This is a genomic window from Brachybacterium phenoliresistens, from assembly GCF_039530785.1.
GTDB lineage: Bacteria > Actinomycetota > Actinomycetes > Actinomycetales > Dermabacteraceae > Brachybacterium > Brachybacterium phenoliresistens.
In genome coordinates this window covers 110,807-131,725 of record NZ_BAAAOW010000001.1, presented here as the reverse complement: position 1 = coordinate 131,725, position 20,919 = coordinate 110,807, and the positions used below count along the sequence as shown (strand labels likewise).

At 69.2% G+C, this 20,919-nt stretch carries 15 protein-coding genes; 5 read left to right on the top strand and 10 right to left on the bottom strand.

The window, feature by feature from the left end; all coding sequences use genetic code 11:
- Nucleotides 1–14: 14 nt before the first annotated feature.
- From ABD234_RS00585 to ABD234_RS00560, 6 genes are read right to left on the bottom strand one after another with little or no spacing between them, the layout of a single operon-like run.
- A complete protein-coding gene (locus ABD234_RS00585; RefSeq protein ID WP_038370306.1) occupies nucleotides 15–356 on the bottom strand; it encodes a metal-sulfur cluster assembly factor in 342 nt (113 codons plus the stop codon).
- Nucleotides 357–384: 28 nt separating this feature from the next.
- Nucleotides 385–1,143: a Fe-S cluster assembly ATPase SufC gene (gene sufC, locus ABD234_RS00580; RefSeq protein ID WP_038370307.1), complete on the bottom strand. Its 759-nt coding sequence runs from the start codon at nucleotides 1,141–1,143 to the stop codon at nucleotides 385–387.
- Nucleotides 1,144–1,189: 46 nt separating this feature from the next.
- Nucleotides 1,190–1,525: a non-heme iron oxygenase ferredoxin subunit gene (locus tag ABD234_RS00575; protein WP_038370308.1), complete on the bottom strand. Its 336-nt coding sequence runs from the start codon at nucleotides 1,523–1,525 to the stop codon at nucleotides 1,190–1,192.
- Between the two features lie 2 nt (nucleotides 1,526–1,527).
- Nucleotides 1,528–2,721 (bottom strand): Fe-S cluster assembly protein SufD, encoded by a 1,194-nt coding sequence (sufD, locus tag ABD234_RS00570; protein WP_038370309.1) that lies wholly within the window; start codon nucleotides 2,719–2,721, stop codon nucleotides 1,528–1,530.
- A complete protein-coding gene (sufB, locus tag ABD234_RS00565) occupies nucleotides 2,721–4,148 on the bottom strand; it encodes a Fe-S cluster assembly protein SufB (RefSeq protein WP_038370310.1) in 1,428 nt (475 codons plus the stop codon). The genes sufD and sufB overlap by 1 nt, the downstream gene beginning before the upstream one ends.
- A complete protein-coding gene (locus tag ABD234_RS00560; RefSeq protein ID WP_232226156.1) occupies nucleotides 4,145–4,921 on the bottom strand; it encodes a helix-turn-helix transcriptional regulator in 777 nt (258 codons plus the stop codon). The genes sufB and ABD234_RS00560 overlap by 4 nt, the downstream gene beginning before the upstream one ends.
- Before the next feature lie 261 nt (nucleotides 4,922–5,182).
- Between ABD234_RS00560 and ABD234_RS00555 the strand changes: the two genes are divergently transcribed.
- The 5 genes from ABD234_RS00555 (at nucleotide 5,183) to map (ending at nucleotide 9,997) form a co-directional block, all read left to right on the top strand.
- Entirely contained in the window at nucleotides 5,183–6,253 is a 1,071-nt protein-coding gene (locus tag ABD234_RS00555; RefSeq protein WP_038370311.1) for a glutathione S-transferase family protein, read from the top strand.
- 107 nt (nucleotides 6,254–6,360) lie between these two features.
- Nucleotides 6,361–7,245: an ABC transporter ATP-binding protein gene (locus tag ABD234_RS00550; RefSeq protein ID WP_038370312.1), complete on the top strand. Its 885-nt coding sequence runs from the start codon at nucleotides 6,361–6,363 to the stop codon at nucleotides 7,243–7,245.
- The gene (locus ABD234_RS00545) at nucleotides 7,242–8,036 is read left to right on the top strand and encodes an ABC transporter permease (protein WP_344353333.1); all 795 of its coding nucleotides are present in this window, start codon (nucleotides 7,242–7,244) and stop codon (nucleotides 8,034–8,036) included. Before ABD234_RS00550 ends, ABD234_RS00545 begins: the two co-directional genes overlap by 4 nt.
- A gap of 78 nt (nucleotides 8,037–8,114) precedes the next feature.
- Nucleotides 8,115–9,176 carry a COX15/CtaA family protein gene (locus ABD234_RS00540; RefSeq protein ID WP_156954012.1) on the top strand — a complete coding sequence of 354 codons (1,062 nt, stop codon included), beginning with the start codon at nucleotides 8,115–8,117 and terminating at the stop codon, nucleotides 9,174–9,176.
- Nucleotides 9,173–9,997, top strand: a complete 825-nt coding sequence (gene map, locus ABD234_RS00535; RefSeq protein ID WP_038370314.1) for a type I methionyl aminopeptidase — start codon at nucleotides 9,173–9,175, stop codon at nucleotides 9,995–9,997. Before ABD234_RS00540 ends, map begins: the two co-directional genes overlap by 4 nt.
- Nucleotides 9,998–10,347: 350 nt before the next feature.
- Here the strand turns inward: map and ABD234_RS00530 are convergent, their stop codons facing one another.
- From ABD234_RS00530 to ABD234_RS00515, 4 genes are all read right to left on the bottom strand, one after another.
- Nucleotides 10,348–14,043, bottom strand: a complete 3,696-nt coding sequence (locus ABD234_RS00530) for a KAP family P-loop NTPase fold protein (RefSeq protein ID WP_038370315.1) — start codon at nucleotides 14,041–14,043, stop codon at nucleotides 10,348–10,350.
- A 374-nt stretch (nucleotides 14,044–14,417) separates the two neighbouring features.
- Entirely contained in the window at nucleotides 14,418–17,204 is a 2,787-nt protein-coding gene (gene acnA / locus ABD234_RS00525) for an aconitate hydratase AcnA (protein ID WP_038370318.1), read from the bottom strand.
- Nucleotides 17,205–17,554: 350 nt separating this feature from the next.
- On the bottom strand, nucleotides 17,555–18,868 hold the full coding sequence (locus ABD234_RS00520; RefSeq protein WP_038370319.1) for a class I SAM-dependent RNA methyltransferase: 1,314 nt from the start codon (nucleotides 18,866–18,868) through the stop codon (nucleotides 17,555–17,557).
- Nucleotides 18,855–20,879: an APC family permease gene (locus tag ABD234_RS00515; protein ID WP_038370320.1), complete on the bottom strand. Its 2,025-nt coding sequence runs from the start codon at nucleotides 20,877–20,879 to the stop codon at nucleotides 18,855–18,857. Before ABD234_RS00515 ends, ABD234_RS00520 begins: the two co-directional genes overlap by 14 nt.
- Nucleotides 20,880–20,919: the final 40 nt, after the last annotated feature.

Below are 20,919 nucleotides of genomic sequence, written 5' to 3'. Positions count from 1 at the left end.
GCGGGGATGAGGGGTCAGAGGTTGAAGCCGATGGCCCGCAGCTGCTCGCGGCCGTCCTCGGTGATCTTCTCCATGCCCCACGGCGGCATCCACACCCAGTTGATGCGGTGCGACTCGGTGATGGGATCCAGCACCGCGAAGGTCTGCTCCTCGAGCATCTCCGTCAGCGGGCAGGCCGCGGAGGTCAGGGTCATGTCGATCACGGCCTCGCCGTTCTCGACCGTGACCCCGTAGATCAGCCCGAGGTCCACGACGTTGATCCCCAGCTCGGGATCGATGACGTCCTTGAGGGCCTCGAGGACCTGCTCCTCGGTCACGTGGACCCCGGCGCTCTGCTCGGCGCTCTGATCGGTCATGGCATCTCCTCCCGGAGGCGGGACGACGTCAGTTCGCCGTCGTCAGGTAGCGGTCGTAGCCCTCGTTCTCGAGGCGCTCGGCGAGCTCGGGCCCGCCCTCCTCGGCGACCCGGCCGCCCACGAACACGTGGACGAAGTCGGGGGTGATGTAGTTGAGGATGCGCGTGTAGTGCGTGATGAGCATGATGCCGACCTCGGTGTTCTCCTTGGCGCGGTTCACGCCCTCGGAGACGATCCGCAGCGCGTCGACGTCGAGGCCGGAGTCGGTCTCGTCGAGGATCGCGATGGCGGGCTTGAGCAGCTCCATCTGGAGGATCTCGTGGCGCTTCTTCTCGCCGCCGGAGAAGCCCTCGTTGACGTTGCGCTCGGCGAAGGCCGGGTCCATGCGCAGGTTGTCCATGGCGCCCTTGACGTCCTTGACCCAGGTGCGCAGGGCGGGGGCCTGGCCGTCGACCGCGGTCTTGGCGGTGCGCAGGAAGTTCGAGACGCTCACGCCGGGGACCTCGACGGGGTACTGCATGGCCAGGAACAGGCCGGCGCGGGCGCGCTCGTCGACGCTCATCTCCAGCAGGTCCTCGCCGTCCAGCTGGACGCTGCCGCTGGTGATCTCGTACTTCGGGTGGCCGGCGATGGCGTAGGCCAGGGTGGACTTGCCCGAGCCGTTGGGGCCCATGATCGCGTGGGTCTCGCCGGAGCGGATGGTCAGGTTCACGCCCTTGAGGATCTCCTTGGTGCCCTCCGGCGTCTCGACGGTGGCGTGGAGGTCCTTGATCTCGAGGATCGACATGGTGCGGGTTCTCCTTCGGGGAGCTGTACGGATGTGTGGAAGGGGGTCACACCGGGATCGGCGCCGAGGTGTCGACGCTGATGGTGCCGGTGGAGGGGTCGATGCTCACCGCGTAGACGGCCACGGGGGCGGTGGCCGGCAGCTGCAGGGGGCGGCCGGTGGCGAGGTCGAACTGGCTGCCGTGCTTCCAGCATTCGAGGGTGCACCCCTCGACGTCGCCGTCGGACAGCGCGACGTCCTCGTGGGTGCAGCGGTCCTCGAGCGCGTGGACGCCGCCGTCCTCGTCCCGGGCGAGGGCGAGCTCGATCCCGCCGACCTCGACGGCCAGCACCTCGCCGGGTGCCAGGTCGTCGAGGTTCGCGACGGGATGCATCTCGGGCATGGTCAGTTCATGCTCCGGGCGAGCTCGGTCTCGATGGACGCGGTGAGGTGCTCGCGGATGTCGGGCACATCGATCTTCTGGATCAGCTCGGCGAAGAAGCCGCGCACCACCAGACGGCGGGCCTCGATCTCGGGGATCCCGCGGGCGCGGAGGTAGAACAGCTGCTCGTCGTCGAAGCGACCGGTGGCGGCGGCGTGGCCCGCGCCCTCGATCTCGCCCGTCTCGATCTCGAGGTTGGGGACGGAGTCGGCGCGGGCGCCCTCGGTGAGCACGAGGTTGCGGTTGACCTCGTAGGTCTCGGTGCCCTCGGCGACCTTGCGGATGAGCACGTCGCCCACCCAGACGCTGCGCGCGCCCTTGCCCTGGAGCGCGCCCTTGTAGGTCACGTTGGACGTGCACTTGGGGGCGGCGTGGTCCACGAAGAGACGGTGCTCGAGGTGCTGGCCGTCGTCGGCGAAGTACAGGCCGATCTGCTCGACCTCGCCGCCGGGGGCGGTGAAGCGCGAGGTCGCGTTCACGCGCACGGCCTTGCCGCCGAGGGTGACGACGATGTGCTTGAGGGTCGCGTCGCGGCCGATGCTCGCGACGTGGGTGGCCACGTGCACGGCGTCGTCGTCCCAGTCCTGCAGGGAGATGACGGTCATGCGGGAGTTCGCGCCGAGCACCATCTCGACGTTCTGGGCGTACCGCGCGGAGCCGGTGTGGTTGAGCACGAAGGTGGCGCTCGAGCTCTCCTCGGTCTCCAGCACGATCGCGCCGTGCGCGACGACGGAGGCGTCGTGCCCGCCGATCTCGACGACCGTGGGCTGGTCGACCTCGACGTTGCGCTGCGCCGTCAGGTGCAGGGCGTTCGCGGTCAGCTCGGCGGTGCGGGCGGCCACCAGGTCCTCGGGGACGAGCACGCTGTCGCGCGGTCCCTCGCCGGAGCCGAGCTGGCCCGCGCGCACGCCCTCGACCTCGTCGACGTCGTAGCTCAGGTGCTCCTCGGAGACCGTGGTCTCCTCGGCCTGGAACAGCGGCAGCAGGTCGCGCAGGGGGGCGAAGCGCCACTCCTCCTCGCGGCCGGTGGGGACCGGGTGCTGGGCGACGTCGAAGGAGGCATGGCGCGTGGCGCGCGACTCCTCGCCGGTGGCGGGGCCGAAGCTCAGGCCCTCGCTCTCGAGCTCGGCCTTCGAGTGATCCGTGGTCAGCGTCATCAGCCGACGGCTCCTTCCATCTGCAGTTCGATCAGTCGGTTGAGCTCGAGCGCATACTCCATGGGCAGCTCGCGCGCGATCGGCTCGATGAAGCCGCGCACGATCATCGCCATGGCCTCGGTCTCCTCCATGCCGCGGCTCATGAGGTAGAACAGCTGCTCCTCGGAGACCTTGGAGACGGTGGCCTCGTGGCCCATCTGGACGTCGTCGACGCGCACGTCGACGTACGGGTAGGTGTCGGTGCGGGACTTGGTGTCCACCAGCAGGGCGTCGCACAGCACTGTCGAGGCGGAGTGGTGCGCCCCGTTGTTGACCTGCACGAGGCCGCGGTAGGAGGAGCGGCCGCCGCCGCGGGAGACGGACTTCGAGACGATCGAGCTCGAGGTGTGGGGCGCCATGTGCACCATCTTCGAGCCGGTGTCCTGATGCTGGCCCTCGCCGGCGAAGGCGATGGACAGCGTCTCGCCGCGGGCGTGCTCGCCCTGCAGCCAGACCGCGGGGTACTTCATCGTCACCTTGGAGCCGATGTTCCCGTCGACCCACTCCATGGTGCCGCCGGCCTCGACGGTGGTGCGCTTGGTGACGAGGTTGTAGACGTTGTTCGACCAGTTCTGGATGGTCGTGTACCGCACGCGGGCGTTCTTCTTCACCACGATCTCGACGACCGCGGAGTGCAGCGAGTCCGACTGGTAGATCGGGGCGGTGCAGCCCTCGACGTAGTGGACGTAGGAGCCCTCGTCGGCGATGATCAGCGTCCGCTCGAACTGGCCCATGTTCTCGGTGTTGATCCGGAAGTAGGCCTGCAGCGGGATCTCCACGTGCACGCCCTTGGGGACGTAGACGAAGGAGCCGCCGGACCACACGGCGGTGTTCAGCGCGGCGAACTTGTTGTCGCCTGCGGGGATGACGGTGCCGAAGTACTCCTCGAAGAGCTCGGGGTGCTCCTTCAGACCGGTGTCGGTGTCCAGGAAGATGACGCCCTGGGCCTCGAGGTCCTCGCGGATCTGGTGGTAGACGACCTCGGACTCGTACTGGGCGGCGACGCCGGCGACCAGGCGCTGCTTCTCCGCCTCGGGGATGCCGAGCCGGTCGTAGGTCTCCTTGATCTCCGCGGGAAGCTCGTCCCACGTGGTCGCCTGCTTCTCGGTGGAGCGGACGAAGTACTTGATGTTGTCGAAGTCGATGCCGGAGAGGTCCGCGCCCCAGCTGGGCATGGGCTTCTTGTCGAAGAGCTTCAGGCCGCGCAGGCGGCGCTTGAGCATCCACTCGGGCTCGTTCTTGAGGCGGGAGATGTCGCGGACGACCTCCTCGCTGAGACCGCGGCGGGCCGAGGTCCCTGCCGCGTCCTCGTCGTGCCAGCCATAGGCGTAGGAGCCGATGGAGGAGATGATCTCCTCCTGGCTGAGCTGCTCGGGTGCGCTCGTCATGGTGTCCTTCCCTCCGTGAGCGGAATGTGTGTCGTGCAGGCGTGGGCGCCGCCTGCGAGGGTCGCGAGCCGCTGGACGGGGACCCCCAGCATCCGGGAGATCGCCCGGGTCTCCGCCTCGCACAGCTCGGGGTGCTCGGCGGCGATGTCCTTGATCGGGCAGTGGCCCTGGACGAGCTGCGCCGTTCTGAGCGTACGCGTGCCGCCGCCGGGCCGCGATCCCGCGACATGCAGCGGGACCGTGACGGGCCGGGCCGTGGTGGCGTAGCCCATCTCGGTCAGGAGCTCGGCCAGCATGTGCACGCGCTCGGCGGGGTCGACCGTGCGGCCGGACTCCTCGGCCCGATGGATCCGGGAGGCGAGCTCGCGGATCCACGGGCGCACGCGCGCCTCGCCCAGGCGGCCGATGGCCTCCGCTCCCCCGAGGGAGAGCAGCTCCTCCAGGGCGAGGAGGGCGACCTTGTCGTACTCGCTGCCCAGGGATTCGTGGGCGGCGGGAGCCAGGACGAACGCCTTCGAGGGGCGGCCGCGTCCGCGCTGGGTGGCGCGCAGCGCGTGCTCCTGGATGATGCCCTCGGACTCGAGCGCCGCGAGGTGGCGGCGCACGGCCGCGCTGGTGATGCAGAAGCGCTCGGCCAGGTCCTTGGCGGTGATGGGCCCATGCGCGGAGATCGCCTCGATGAGGCGGTCGCGGGTGTCCCGAGGATCGGACCCGGCGACCGCTCGGTCGTGCAGGTCCTCGCGGTCCAGCCGCGCATGCGGTGCGGACTCCACGATTCCACCTCCCTGTCCTCGCCGGGACGCGCGCCGGACGACGCGCGGCGGTCATGTCCTGCACGGGCGGAGCCGTGCCGGGACCTGCCGGCCACCTCGATTTTACAAGGGTCTCGTTGCTAAATGGCGATGCGGACCGAGGAACATGACGAGGGTCACCGGGGGTGCAGGTCAGGGGACATCGGCCCCGGAAATCGCCACCGGACGGGCCCGGCCCGCAGGACTCTTGTGGGTAGTTCGCTTTTCAACTACGGTGGCGGTATGAGCGAGACGCACGAGGACGACGCACCCCAGGATCACGACCAGAAGGGCAGCTACGTCACCGCCGGGTCCGAGTTCCGGCGCGACATGACCTACATCCCGGACCGCATCACCCGGGACGCGCGCGACGGCTGGCCCGTCGAGGCCGGGCGGTACCGCCTGATCGCCGCGCGCGCCTGCCCCTGGGCGAACCGCACCCTCATCGCCCGCCGCCTGCTCGGCCTCGAGGAGGCCATCAGCGTGGGCATGCCCGGCCCCACCCACGACAAGCGCTCCTGGACCTTCGACCTGGACGAGGGCGGCCGCGACCCCGTGCTGGGGTACGAGCGCCTGCAGGAGGCCTATTTCGCCCGCTTCCCCGACTACCCGCGCGGCATCACGGTCCCGGCGCTCGTGGACATCCCCACGCGCTCGGTGGTCACCAACGACTTCTCGCAGATCACCCTGGACCTCGCCACCGAATGGGCTCCCCTGCACCGCGAGGGCGCCCCGGACCTCTACCCCGAGGCGCTGCGCGCGGAGATCGACGAGCTCAACGACTGGATGCTGCACCGCGTCAACAACGGCGTCTACAAGGCGGGCTTCGCCGGCACGCAGGAGGCCTACGAGAGCGCCTACGGCGAGCTGTGGGACGCCCTCGACGTGCTCGAGGAGCGCCTCGCCGATCGCCGCTACCTGATGGGCCCCGCGATCACCGAGGCCGATGTGCGCCTGTTCCCCACCCTGGTGCGCTTCGACGCGGTCTACTACGCGCACTTCAAGGCGAACCGCCAGCCGCTGTTCACGATGCCGAACCTGTGGGGCTACCTCAAGGACCTGTTCCAGACCCCCGGGTTCGGGGACACGGTGGACTTCCGGCAGATCAAGGAGCACTACTACGTGGTGCAGACGGACATCAACCCCACCCAGGTGGTGCCCGTCGGCCCCTCCCTCGAGCGGTTCCTGGAGCCCCACGGCCGCGACGGCCTGCCCACCGACACCTGGGGGCCGGGCGGCACCGCTCCCCTGCCGCCGCTCGCGGCGGAGGTCGTCGACCCGGCGAACACGCCGCTGCACCTGACCGGACGCTGACCCGGGACCCCGTCCCGGCCCCCGGGCGCACCGCGGCTGTGGCGTCGGGTACGCCCGGGCCCGCTCGCAGCGGCCGGGCAGGAGCGACGGCCTACCATGGTCCCGCCATGGTCAACCAGCCCCCTGCCCTGCACGCCGAAGCGCTCACCAAGAGCTACGGCGCCGTCCGCGCCCTGGACGGGGTGTCCTTCACCGCGCAGCGCGGCGAGGTCACCGCGATCCTCGGCCCCAACGGAGCCGGGAAGTCCACCACCATCGCCTGCGCCACGGGGCTGATCGCCCCCGACGCGGGCACCCTCGAGGTCCTCGGCCAGGACCCGCACCGCGCCGACGCCGCCCACCGGGCGCGGGTGGGCGTGATGATCCAGGACGGCGGGCTCGCCTCCGGCGCCCGGGCCCTCCAGCTGCTGCGCTACGGCGCCGGGCTCTACCGGGCGCCGCGCGACGTCGACGAGCTCGCCGAGCGCCTGGGCATCGACGCCTTCGCCGGCACCCTCGTGCGGCGGCTCTCCGGCGGGCAGCGCCAGCGTCTGGCCCTCGCCCTCGCGATCGTCGGCCGGCCCGAGCTGGTCTTCCTCGACGAGCCCACCGCCGGGATGGACCCCGCGATCCGCCGCGAGGTCCGCACGCTCATCTCCCAGCTGGCGCAGGAGGGCACCGCCGTCGTCCTCACCACGCACCTCATGGACGACGTGGTGGGCCTCGCGGACCACGTGCTCGTGATCACCCGAGGGCGCGTCGTCGCCGGCGGGACGGTCGAGGAGGTCGTCGCGACCCACCAGAGCCGCCGCGGCACCCTCACGCTCCGCGCCACGGCCACCGGCGTCCCCGCCGCCGCGGCCCCGGCCCTGCGCGCCGACCTCGAGGCCGCCGCCGCCCGCCACGGCGTCGCCCTCGAGCTCAGCACCGGCGACGCGGCCGATCTCGAGGCCGTGCTGCTGGACGTCATGGACGAGTCCGGGCGCTCGACCGAGAACGAGGAGGCCCGATGACCACCCCCGCCGCCCCCGCGTCCCCCGCAGCATCCGCCGGCGCCCCCGGGCCCGCCGCGCCGCTCGCCCGCATCGCCCAGCACGCCCTGTTCGAGGCGCGGGTGCTGCTGAGCAACGGCGAGCAGCTCATGGTCGCGATCCTGCTGCCCGTCGGCATCCTCGTCGGGCTGGTGCTGCTGCCCATCGGCCGCACCGCCGGAGCCGCCCCCGTGGACACCGCCGTCGCCGCCACGGCCGCGACCGCGCTGGTCTCCACCTGCTTCACCTCCCAGGCGATCCAGACCGGCTTCGACCGGCGCGGCGGCGTGCTGCGCTGGGTGGCGACCACTCCCCTGGGACGCTCGGGCTATCTCGCCGGCAAGATCCTGGCCACGCTGATGGTGCACGCGGTGCAGGTGGTCGTGCTCGGAGCGGTCGCCCTCGCGCTGGGCTGGCGGCCCGAGGCGCTCGGCCTGCTCGCCGCGGTGCCGGTGTGGCTGGTGGGGACCGCGGCGTTCGGCTCCCTGGGTCTGCTGGTGGCCGGGACGCTGCGCACCGAGGCCGTGCTGGCCGTCTCCAACATCGTGTTCGTGCTGCTGGTGGCCGCCGGCGGCATCGCCGTCCCGGCGCAGTCGTACCCGCCGCTGCTGCGCGCCGTCGTCGAGCTGCTCCCCTCGAGCGCCCTGGGCGACCTGCTGCGCGCCTGCCTCGCCGGCGGGGAGGTCGCCGCGGGAGCGCTGGTGGTGCTCCCGCTGTGGGCCATCGCCGGCACGATGCTGGTGGTCCGCTCCTTCCGCTGGACCTCCGTCTGAGCCCCGGGGTGTGAGACGCGCGGCGCGGGGCCGCCCGCGACGAGGACTCCCCCAGGTGCGCTGAATACAATCGCCGGCATGACCCCCTCCTCCCCGGCGGAGCGATCCCGCCACGACGCCGACCGCGACGACGACGGGACCGTCGAGGTCGTCGGCGGGATCAGCACCCTCGCCGATCCGCGACGCCCCCGCCCGGGCGCCGCCGCGCGGGCCCGCCTCGCCGCGATCGTCTTCTGGGGGAACCTGGTCTGCCAGATCGGCATCATCGTCACCGGCGGCGTGGTGCGCCTGACCGGCAGCGGCCTGGGCTGCTCGACCTGGCCCAACTGCGAGCCCGGATCCTTCACCCCCGAGCTCACGCTCGAGGCCGGCATCCACCCCTTCATCGAGTTCGGCAACCGCACCCTGACCGGCGTGGTCAGCGTGTTCGCGATCGCCCTGCTGCTGGTCTCCTTCCTGTGGCTGCGCCACAAGGGCGGCGGCTTCCTGCTGCTGGCGGCCCTGCCCCTGATCGGCACCGGCATCCAGGCTCTCCTCGGCGCGATCGTGGTGTGGCTGCACCTCCACCCCGGCGCCGTGAGCCCCCACTTCCTCGTCTCCCCGGTCCTGGTGGCGATCTCCGCCGTGCTGGTGGTGCGCCTCTACGGCGGGGACGGAGCGCGCCGGCCGCGCGTCCCGGCGGCGCTGCGCTGGATGTTCGCGGCGATGGCCGCCCTGGGCTTCGCCGTGCTGGTGCTGGGCACCCTCGTCACCGGCTCCGGACCGCACTCGGGCGATGCGGAGTACCCGGCCCGGCTGCCCTTCGACCCGCGCACCATCTCCTGGCTGCATGCGGACTCCGTGATGCTGTTCTGCGGCCTGCTGGTCGGGCTGCTCATCTCGCTGTACCTGGTGCGCAGCGCCCGGCCGGCCCGCCGCGCCGCGTGGGGGCTGGTGGGCGTGACGCTGCTGCAGGCGGCCATCGGCTACACCCAGTACTTCACGGGCCTTCCCGAGGTCCTGGTGGGCATGCACCTGCTGGGCGCCGCCCTGTTCGCGGCCGCGATCGCCTGGTGCGGGGCCGCCCTGTTCACCTGGTCGCCCGACGAGGCCGCCGATCCCGCCGACATTCCCGCCGCCTCGACCGAGGGGACCCGATGAGCCTGCCCCGTCGCCGCCGCGCCGCCGAGCGCGAGCTGCCCACCCTCGAGCAGGCCCGGCCGGCCGGCGAGTTCGTCGCGCACGTGCTGTCCTCCCTGCGCCGCACCGTCGGCGTGGGCGACAACCTGCTCGACATCGACGCCGAGGTCCATCGGATGATCCGTGAGGCCGGCGCCACGAGCTGCTACCTCGACTACCACCCGCGGTTCGGCGCCTACCCCTTCGGGAAGGTCGTGTGCACCTCGGTGAACGAGGGCGTGCTCCACGGCCGGCCGTACGATCGCGACCTGGCCGACGGCGACCTCGTCTCCTTCGACCTCGCCGTCTCCCTCGAGGGCTGGGTCGCGGACTCCTCGCTCTCGGTGATCGTCGGCACGCCGCGGGAGGAGGACCTGCAGCTCATCCGCGACACCGAGGCGGTCATGTGGGCCGGCATCGACCAGGTCCGCGCCGGGGCACGGGTGGGCGACATCGGCGCCGCCGTCGAGGCGCGGGCCCACGAGCTCGGTTACACCATCAACCACACCTTCGGCGGGCACGGGGTGGGCCGCACGATGCACGAGGCCCCCTTCATCCCCAACCACGGCACCCCCGGCTCCGGCGCCGAGCTGGAGGAGGGCATGCTCGTGACGGTCGAGCCGTTCCTCATGCCCACCACCTCGCAGATGGTCACCGACGAGCGGGACGGATGGACGGTGCTGTCCGCCGACGGCTCCCGCGGCGCGCACGCCGAGCACACCCTGCAGGTGACCACGGGAGCACCGGAGATCCTCACCGCCCGCGCGGACGACCCCTCGCCCCGCTCCTCCGTCGCCGGCTGAGACCGCTCCGCCCGGCACCCCGCGACGCGAGGAGGTGCCCCGGAAGGTGCGCCCACGACTTGCCTACCTGGTCGTCGGCGCGGCGCACGTCTGGTGTCAGAACTCTTGCTCAAGACGCTCGCCGAGCCCGAACCGCCCTCGCGTCACTCTGAGAGTCGATTTCTGCAATCATCTGAAGCCTTCGACATGAGTGCCTCGGTTCATCCGCCGCCAGACAAGGGACTTCGCATCTCCGACCGTAATCACAAAGTGAGCATCTGAGACCAACGCACCCCGCCCGCGGTGACGAATATAAGACCGAGCCAACACCCGATTCGCCAAGTTGGACGACCTCAGTCTGATCGCGAATGTCACCTGTCGTAACGGACGCGTCTAGACTTGCCGAGGTTCTTTCTCGCGATCGGATAACCAAGAGCAGGCAATACCACCAGCGCTTTGTCTTCCAGGCTGCTTGTGCCGGTTACTGCCGACTTGACACGTTCACCTAGTGCACCCTTGATTCGCGACGGGAGGGGCTTACCGACGCTGCCGAGGGCATTGAGCGCGAGCTCCGCCGCTCCTACGTTGCCACCCTCGGATTTCAGATCGAGGAGTCCGTAGATGATCGTCTCGAAGAGTCGGCGTCGTATCGAGTCGCCTTGGACATTCGCCTTTCCCCACAGCGTGACAACCCGCTGACGCTGAGTGTTGTTGGTCGCGTCAGTGAAGCGGTTGACGAGCAGGTCCGCGACCTGGCTCTCGTCCGCTTCGGCCACGCCGAGGACCTCCAATACCGCATCATCCGGGACGTCTGTGTCGGCTGCCGCAAGGTACTTGTCAAGTAGATCGCGATGTTGCTCCGCTGTCCATCTATGTTGCACGGCCCGGGCGGCGTGGACCAGTTCGGCCGAGTGTGCGCCAGTTCGTCGTAAAGGATCGTAGACGGTTGCGAAATCTTCTGGGCTGGGGCGGATGAGCTCGAGCCAGAGTGCAGTTACATGGATGGCCGAGTGCGCGTACTTGTCGGTGACCTCAGCCATAGCCTCAGCTGTCGGCAAGACATTGGAGTGGACGCGGGTAGCGCCCGCTGCGATGGCAAGATCGAGCGGAATTGCGACATGGCCGAGATCATCGAGCCATGGACTACCAGATGCTTCAGCAAGTAGACCTTCCAACTCCGAGTCTTCTAGCTCATCGACAGACGCCTGTACGGCTTCGGAGCCGTTCTCTGCCAAGTAACGGTACAGGGCGTCTTCGGCGTCGACTTGTGCCAGAGACTCCGCGAGGGTGTCTTGCAAAGAGTGCGCGACAGCGGACAGAATTTGATCGTAGTCGAGAACTCGTGCCTCGGCAAACAATCGGGCCCGTTTGAGGGTTTCCCGGCGTTCGCTGGCTTCGTTCGTACTCGCGACATATCTTGCGACGAGTTCGAGCACATCGGCGGTCAGGCTCGGCGCGTGCCCTTCAGGCAGGTTGGCAATCAGCGGTGCGAGAACATCCAGGGCTGCTCCAGTGATGTCAAGATCAGACTTCGACTCCCACGCCTTTGCCACAAGCTGCCCTAGGGGCTCGGCGTGGGCTGCGGTAACATTCGCCGGGACTATGCAGTTTAGCCATTTAGTCCACTCGCCGAGAACCCGACGGCGAGCCGCCCTAAGAATGCCGGTTGCAAGATCAGGGTCGGTGACGGGCTCGGTATTGCCGAGGAGTCGTAAGGCTGCGCTACGAGCAACTTGAGTGTCGACGTCTAAGAGGAGGCGGAGCACCAGATGCTGGATCGGCTCTTCCCGCGGCGTGGCTGCGTCAGCAAGAGCATCGAGCACCACACTGGGAGCGAAAGGTTCGGGCTCCAGATCCTCAGTTGCCGTCGACGCAACCGTATTCCTTCTGGTTCCGGCAGTACTGGCTCCCGTCGCCATGGCGGCTTCGCGCGCGGTCTTCCACTCCACATGAGCTCGCTCCGCTTCGCTTGCAAGCGTGGAGATGAGGGCGTGAGTTGCGGAGATGACCTTGGCCAGGTCGCCATCAGACAAGTCGAAGAGACGCGTGACAGTCGTGGGACCATCCGGGGACACGAGGCGAGTGGACAGATAGCCCGGCACTACAGTAGGGGCAGCACTGATGGCGAGGGCGGCGTCCTCGAAGAGAAAGTCTGGCGGTGTGAAATCGCGGCTGGTGCTGGCTGCGATGATGCGCTGCCGAAGTGCTGATGCGCTAGCCTCAGACCCGACCTTAGTCAGCGCCCAGGCACCGGTAACTGTGTCTTCGTCAAGAATGTCGTCGGACTCGTCTTCGAGGACGCAGATCGCTTCAGCTACGGTGTCGGCGACGCTGTCGACAGGAAGATCTGGCTGTGCTCGGGTAAGCAGGAGGAACGACCTTGCGGCATTGGGACCGATCACCCCAGTACCCGTCCGGATCAGATTGGTCAGGACCTGCAGGACACCTTCCAGCTGAGTCTCTTCAAGCCCAGCGACTCGACGTCGCAAGGTCTCGGTATCCACATCTTCTGCAGCGCGCTCGACAGCCAGCGCCAGCTCACCATCCAGCCCGAAGACTGTTCCCGTGCTCTGCATATAGATGAGATCTCGCGACGGGCCTCGCACCTGACGAGTCCGGCTCAGATAGTTGAGCAGCTGCTTGTTGTGTGCCTTGCCAATCTGTGTAGCACGATCCTCACTGCAACCATCACCGTCCGGGTCATCCTCTACGAGGATGGTGCTCGGCGCAGCGCAACCATGGGCATATGACTCGGCGAGTTCGATAGCCCGGTCTGAGGTTCCAGCGGGCAGTTCCGCGTCTCGATTCTGCATTATTTGCAGCACCAAGGCGGGCAGGTTGGCATCGACTTCAAGGTGTCGTGCGAACAGCGGGAACTCAACTCGGAGACAGACAAATCGGGCGATGGCGGGTGCGGTCGCACACGGGTCCTCGGCAAGAAGCCCAGCATTGTGGCGCTCTTGGGCGAGCCGAAAGGTCAGCGCGAACGTGTTGAGCAGGTGCTTCACGCGTCGAGGACTAGTGACGTGCGTGGGAATAAGCACCGAGAGCACATAGTCGCGGTTGATTTCTGACCACAATCCTTTGCGATTCTCGACGAGGCTCGTCGCATACTGACTGACGCTCTGGGCAAGAAGCGGCGGAACGCTCAGTTGGTATTGGAAGACCTTGTCTAGATAGGCGCTTCCGGTGCTGTAATATGGATTTGTGTCGTCGGAAGGACTCTCCTGCTTGGCGGCTCGGGTGAGCGCTCCCTCCAGCACGTTCTGGTCGGCAGCCACTATAAAAACGCACTGCTCGATACCGAGGAAGGTCCGGATAGTGTCGAGAGTCGCTACTACTTCTCCGGCCGAGCACCGGTCGAGTTCGTCTACGAATATTACTAGGACTTTAGCGCGGGCGTCGAGCACCAAGTTTTTGAAGATCCTCTCGAACTGCTCGTCGCTATCAGGCTTCGCCAGGCTTCGGTCAACCGAGAACGTCTTGCTCGCAAGGCTAATCAGGGCTGCGAGTAGCGCGGCCGGTAGGAGACCTGCCAACACGACCTGCTTGGACAACGATCTGAACTCTAGTCCGAAGTCAGTCTTGGTACCGATGTGGCTCTGCACTAGGGCGACGACTGCGACCAACGTGGCGAGGATGACCGCGAGGCCGAGGAGCAGCAAGGCGAAGACACCCAGCAGTTTGAGGATGGTGGTTGGTGGAACCTTGATCTCAGTCTTGGTCCGGCCGCTGTAGAGATCACCGTGATACTTGGCCTGCTTGCATCCGAGTTCGCTCGCGACTGCGCTGATGAAGTTGCGCCGCAGTGGCACGTCAGCGTACTTGAAGGCATCGAACCGTACGAAGCGGACACCGTCACGACCGTCGAGCTTGCTCTTGAGCATGTTGGCGATGCCGCTCTTGCCAGACCCCCATGGACCGTACAGGGCGATGTTTGAAGGGGTTGGCACCGTCGTGGCAAGTGCGGCGAGTTGGTCGACGATTCCGTCGTGCGCAAGGCGGTCGTCCTCCGCTGCTGCAAGTTCGCGATCCTCCACGAGGTCATCGGGCCGCAGGTTGGACATTCCAATGTGCTCGGCCGTTCCTCGTGGCATGCCATGTACTCCGTCAGTAGTCGAGAGGGCTGGTGGTTATGCAGATCATGACCCACACTATGTGTAAGCACCCACAAATCGGCGGACGCCGCAGTCGTACTCCTCGAACGATACGTCGTGTCGTGTTGGGCCTTCCCGAATATTGCGGTCCGCCACATGGGATCGACGATGGTCTACGGAGCGGGTCGCGACACCTCGACAATCCGAGACGAGCGACGATGGCAGATCGACGCTCCATAAGTGCACCCCGCCAGGCCGAAGCCTGACGGGGCGCAGGTGCCGATGCCCGGAGCGCCGCGGGGGCCCGTCGTCGACGGGCTTCCCGCACCGCGGGGCAGGGCGGCTCAGGCCGCCACGAGCGAGCGCAGCACGTACTGCAGGATGCCGCCGTTGCGGAAGTAGTCCGCCTCGCCGGGGGTGTCGATGCGCACGACCGCGTCGAACTCGACGGCGGTGCCGTCCTCCTTGGTCGCGGTGACCTTCACCGTCTTCGGGGTGGTGCCCTCGTTCAGAGCGGTCACGCCGGAGATGTCGAAGGTCTCCTCGCCGGTCAGGCCCAGCGACTCGGCGGACTCGCCGGCCGGGAACTGCAGCGGGAGCACGCCCATGCCGATGAGGTTGGAGCGGTGGATGCGCTCGTAGCTCTCGGTGATGACGGCCCGCACGCCCAGCAGCTTGGTGCCCTTGGCCGCCCAGTCGCGCGAGGAGCCGGTGCCGTACTCCTTGCCCGCCAGGACCACCAGCGGGATGCCCTGCTCGGCGTACGCCTGCGCCGCGTCGTAGATGAACTCCTGCTCGCCGGTCAGGAAGTTCTTCGTGTACCCGCCCTCGACGCCGTCGAGCAGCTGGTTCTTGATGCGGATGTTCGCGAAGGTGCCGCGGATCATCACCTCGTGGTTGCCGCGGCGCGAGCCGTAGGAGTTGAAGTCCTTGCGCTCGACGCCGTGCTCGCGCAGGTACCGGCCCGCCGGGGAGTCCGCCTTGATCGATCCGGCCGGGGAGATGTGGTCGGTCGTGGTGGAGTCACCGAGCTTGGCGAGCACGCGGGCGCCGGAGATGTCGGTGACGGGCTCCGGGGTGATGCCCATGCCCTCGAAGTACGGGGGCTTGCGCACATAGGTGGACTCGGCGTCCCACGCGAAGGTCGCGCCCTCGGGGGTGTCCAGGGAGCGCCAGCGCTCATCGCCGGTGAAGACGTCGGCGTAGTCGCTGGAGAACATCTCCTGGGTGATGTTCTCGGCGATGACCTGCTCCACCTCGGTGGGGCTGGGCCAGATGTCGCGCAGGAACACGTCGTTGCCCTCGGAGTCCTGCCCCAGCGGGTCGTTCTCGAAGTCGAAGTCCATGGTGCCCGCGAGCGCGTAGGCGATGACCAGCGGCGGGGAGGCCAGGTAGTTCATCTTCACGTCGGGGTTGATGCGACCCTCGAAGTTGCGGTTGCCCGAGAGCACCGCGGTGACGGCGAGGTCGTTCTCGGCGATCGCGTCGGAGATCTCCTGGTCCAGGGGCCCGGAGTTGCCGATGCAGGTGGTGCAGCCGTAGCCGACGAGGTGGAAGCCGAGCGCCTCGAGCTCGGGCCAGAGGCCCGCCTTCTCGTAGTAGTTGGTGACGACCTGGGAGCCGGGGGCCATGGAGGTCTTCACCCACGGCTTGGAGGTCAGGCCCTTGGCCACGGCGTTGCGCGCCAGCAGGCCGGCGGCCATCATCACCGACGGGTTCGAGGTGTTGGTGCACGAGGTGATCGAGGCGATCGAGACGATGCCGTGGTCGATCGTGAAGTCGCGGCCGGCCACCGCGGTCGGCGCCGAGGGGCGGCCGTTGCGGGGCGAATGCACCGGGGCGGAGCCGCCGCTGTCGTTGTCGCCGCCCGGCGCGGCCGGGTCGGAGGCCGGGAAGGTGCCGGCGGTGTCGCCGTCCTCCTGCTGCACCTCGCCGTGCGCGGCGTAGGTCGGCAGCACCTCGCGGAAGGACTCCTTCGCCTCGGTGAGGACGATGCGGTCCTGCGGGCGCTTCGGGCCGGCGATCGAGGGCACCACCGTGGACAGGTCCAGCTCGAGGTACTCGGAGTACACGGCCTCCTTCGAGGGGTCGTGCCACAGGCCCTGGCGCTTGGCGTAGGCCTCGACCAGCGCGAGCTGCTCCTCGGAGCGGCTGGTCAGGCGCAGGTAGTCGACGGTGACCTCGTCGATCGGGAAGATCGCGCAGGTGGAGCCGAACTCGGGGCTCATGTTGCCGATGGTGGCGCGGTTGGCCAGCGGCACCTGGCCCACGCCGTCGCCGTAGAACTCGACGAACTTGCCGACCGCCCCGTGGTTGCGGAGCATCTCGGTGATGGTGAGCACGACGTCGGTCGCGGTGGCGGCCGGCGGGATCTGGCCGGTCAGCTTGAAGCCGACCACGCGCGGGATGAGCATCGACACGGGCTGGCCGAGCATGGCGGCCTCCGCCTCGATGCCGCCGACGCCCCAGCCCAGCACGCCCAGGCCGTTGACCATGGTGGTGTGCGAGTCGGTGCCGACGCAGGAGTCGGGGTAGGCGCGGGTGACCCCGTCGACCTCCCGGGTCATCACGGTGCGGGCCAGATACTCGATGTTGACCTGGTGGACGATGCCGGTGCCCGGGGGGACGACCTTGAAGTCGTCGAAGGCGGTCTGGCCCCAGCGCAGGAACTGGTAGCGCTCCTTGTTGCGGCCGTACTCGAGCTCCATGTTCTTCTCGAGCGCGTCCAGGCGGCCGGCGACGTCGATCATCACGGAGTGGTCGATGACCATCTCGGCGGGGGCCAGGGGGTTGATCCGCTCCGGATCGCCGCCGAGCTCCTGCACGGCCTCGCGCATGGTGGCGAGGTCGACGACGCAGGGCACGCCGGTGAAGTCCTGCATGATCACGCGGGCGGGGGTGAACTGGATCTCGGTGTCGGGATCGGCCGAGGGATCCCAGGAGCCGAGCGCCCGCACGTGGTCGGCGGTGATGTTCGCGCCGTCCTCGGTGCGCAGCAGGTTCTCCAGCAGGATCTTGAGGCTGTACGGCAGCTTCTCGTGCCCCTCGACCGCGTCGAGGGCATAGATCTCGTAGTCTTCGCCGCCGACGCTGAGCGTCTCCTTGGCGTCGAACGAGTTGACGGTGCTCATCCGGGACTCCTTAGTCATATCTGGGGCGTGGTCCCATCGTAGGCGCGCAGAACTCTCGGCATGTCACGACGGGCGCGGCGGGGCAGGCCGCATTTCTCTTGACGTCAAGATAAAACTAGCATGGCGGGCCGATGGGCCCCGGGAGGCCCTCCCGGCGTGTGGTCAGCGCCTCACCGAGGTCAGGGATCTCTGCTCGTCGGCGGCGCCGGAGGGTGTGCCCTCCGTCCCGCTGAGGTCCGCTCCGTCCCGCTCGGGCCCGCTCCATTTCGCTCTGGCCCGCTCGGGCCCGCTCCGTTTCGCTCTGGCCCGCTCGGGCCCGCTCCGTGTCGCTCAGGCCCGCTCGGGCTCGCTCAGTCCCGCTCGAGGACGACGACGGTCTCGATGTGATGGGTGTGCGGGTACAGGTCGAAGGCGCGCAGGTCCTCGATCCGCCAGCCCTTCTGCTCGGCGATCGCCAGGTCGCGCGCGAGGGTGGAGGGCTCGCAGGAGACGTACACGATCCGCTCGCGCACGCGCTCGGCGAGCAGCTCGATCAGCTCCGCCCCGGCCCCGGCGCGGGGCGGGTCCAGCACCACGCGGTCGGCGCCGCGCCGCTGCTCCCGGACGAAATCGGTGGCATCGGAGGTGCGGGCGCTCGCCCCCGGCACGTCGGCGAGGTTCTGCTGGGCCAGCCGCCCTGCGCGCTTGTTGCCCTCGACGCTCACGACCTCGCCGTCCAGGCCGGTGGTCCGGCCGATGCGGGCCGCGAACAGGCCCACCCCGCCGTAGAGGTCCCAGACGCTGTCTCCCGGCCGGGCGGCGAGATCGCGCTCGACGACGTCGGCGAGCAGGGACGCCGCATCGCGGTGGACCTGCCAGAACCCGGTGACGCCGACGACCAGCTCCTGGTCGCCGACCCGTTCGCGCACGGTCTCCGCTCCCCGCACCACGTGCAGGCCCGAGCTGTTCTGCACCGCGACGTGGGCGGCGCCCCAGCCCTCGGGGATCGAGACGTCGCCGGGATCGAGATCGCGGCCGATGATCACCACCGCGGGCTCGTCGGCCGAGGGAGCGACGGCGTCGATCGCCTCGGTGCCCGCCGGCGGCGTCCAGGAGGTCAGGGCCAGCGCACGGATGGCCGGCGCCGCCAGCGGGTTCTCCCCCACCGGCCGCACCTCATGGCTCCGCCAGCCGCGCATGCCGACCCGCCCGCGCTCGTCCACGGCCAGGCGCACCCGGGTGCGCCATCCCAGGCCGTCCTCGTCGTGGGGTGCCGGCTCGACCTGGACGTCGTCCAGCGGGAAGCTGGTGACCTTGGCGCGCTGCAGCAGCTCGCGCAGCACGTCGGTGGCGATCCGCCGCTGGGCCGGCAGGGCGATGTGCGCCCAGTCCGCGCCGCCCACGCCGTCGGTCCCGGCCTCGGGCCAGACCGTCGGCACGCGGTCCACGCTGGGCTCGAGCACGTCGACGGTCTCGGCGCGCCAGAAGCGGGCGCCGTCCAGCCCGGACGGGTCGTCGATCACCCGGGCCGTGACCGTCTCGTGGGGGGCGGACCCGCGCACGAAGACGACCCGTCCCTCATGGCGGGCCACGAAGGTGCCGCCGGCGGCGGGCACCGTGGTGGTCACGGTGATGACAGGACCGCCGCCGTGCTGCTCCGACGTGCGGGACTCAACTGCTGCCATGAGACCTTCCACCTTCCCTGTGCCCGGCGGACTCCGCCGCGAGCTCCGTCGGACCACGTCCGCTGTCGTCGCCTCCCAGCTGCCAGGGGACCGTGGAGACGATCACCCGGGGCATGTAGGCGAGGCGCGTGCCCAGCCGCCGGAACGCATGGTTGTGCAGGAACGACTCCCACCAGTGTCGCACCAGGAACTCGGGGATGTAGACCACCACGACATCTCGCGGGTTGCGGGCCAGCAGCGTCTTGACGTACGCGAGCACCGGGCGCACCGGGTCGCGGTAGGGCGAGTAGACCACGCGCAGCGGGACCTGCAGATCCATGTCGTGCCAGCGCCGGGCGACCGCGGCGGCGTCGGTGTCCTCGTCGTGCACCGTGAGCGCCTCGACGCTGGAGTGCCGCGCCGACATCGCCACCCCGAGGGCCCGCAGCGTCGGCTTGTCGAGCGTGCCCACGAGGACGAGGGCGTGGGAGCGCGAGGGGCTCGCGGTGTGGGCGATCTCCTCGGCTCCCGGGGCGAGCTCCTCCCGCACCCGGCGGTAGTGGCGGTTCACCGCGGTCATGACCCCCCACAGCACCGCCATGATCGCGACGGCCGCCCAGGCCCCGTGCAGGAACTTGGTCACGAGCACGATCACCAGCACGACGGTGACCGCCACGAAGCCGACCGCGTTCATCGCGCGCCGCCGGCGCAGGCCTCCGCGCAGGTCTGCGCGGGAGGTCACGCGCAGGCGCCGCGTGTAGTGGCGCACCATCCCCAGCTGGCCCAGGCTGAACGAGACGAACACGCCGACGATGTACATCTGGATCAGCACGGTGACCTGCGCGCCGGTCGCCCAGACCAGGGCGATGGATCCCAGCGCGAGGGCGACGATGCCGTTGGAGTACGCCAGCCGGTCCCCGCGCAGGCGCATCTGCCGCGGCAGGTACTCGTCGCGGGCCAGCACGCTGGCGAGGTTGGGGAAGCCGTGGAAGGCCGTGTTCGCGGCGAGGAACAGCACCGCGCCGGTGACCACGAGCACGAGGTAGAACAGCACCGATCCCGAGGAGAAGACGGTCTGGGCGAGCTGCGCCATCACCGGCAGCTGCTGGTAGTCGCCGATCGGCCCGGAGGCGCTGCGCAGCTGCGTGTCCGGATCGGCGACGTACACCACGCCGGTGGCGTCGGCGAGCCACACCACGCCGAGCATCATCGCCGAGGAGATCGCCCCGAGCATGACCAGCGTGATCGAGGCGTTGCGCCGCTTGGGCGGGCGGAAGGACGGCACCCCGTTGCCGATCGCCTCGACGCCGGTCAGCGCCGCGCAGCCGCTGGAGAAGGCCCGCAGCACGAGGAATGCGCCGCCGAGGGCGGTGAGCCCGTCCTCGAACCCGGACTGCGGGATGATCTCCAGCCCGGCGCTCGGGGCGCTCTCCAGGCTGCCGTCCAGGCCCTGCACCGCGCCGATGAGGATCATCCCGCCGATCGCGGCCATGTACAGGTAGACGGGGACGGCCAGGACGGTGCCGCTCTCCTTGACCCCGCGCAGGTTCATCCCGGCGATCACGAGGATCAGCGCGATCGCCACCCACATCTCCGAGCCGTGCAGCACGGGGAAGATGCCCGAGGTGTAGCTCGCGGCCTGGGAGATCGAGACCGCGACGGTGAGCACGTAGTCAACCATCAGCGCCGAGCCGACGGCGCGGCCCGCGTCGCCGCCGAGGTTCTTGGCGACGACCTCGTAGTCGCCGCCGCCGCGCGGGTATTCCTCGACGATGTTCCGGCTGGCGGTGACGACGATCGCCATCAGCACCACCACGGCCACGGCCACCCAGGGGCTCAGGGTGATGGCGGTGACGCCGGCCAGCGCGAGGGTGAGCAGGATCTCGTCGGGCGCGTAGGCCACCGAGCTGAGGGCGTCGGCGGCGAAGGTCGGCAGCGCCAGCCGTTTGGGCAGGCGCTCGCGCGACAGGCGCTCGGTCGCGAACGCCCGTCCGAACAGGACGCGCTTGAGCGCGCTGGAGGGACCGGACACGGCGACAACTGTAAGCCCCGTGCGACGCTATCGTGGTCCC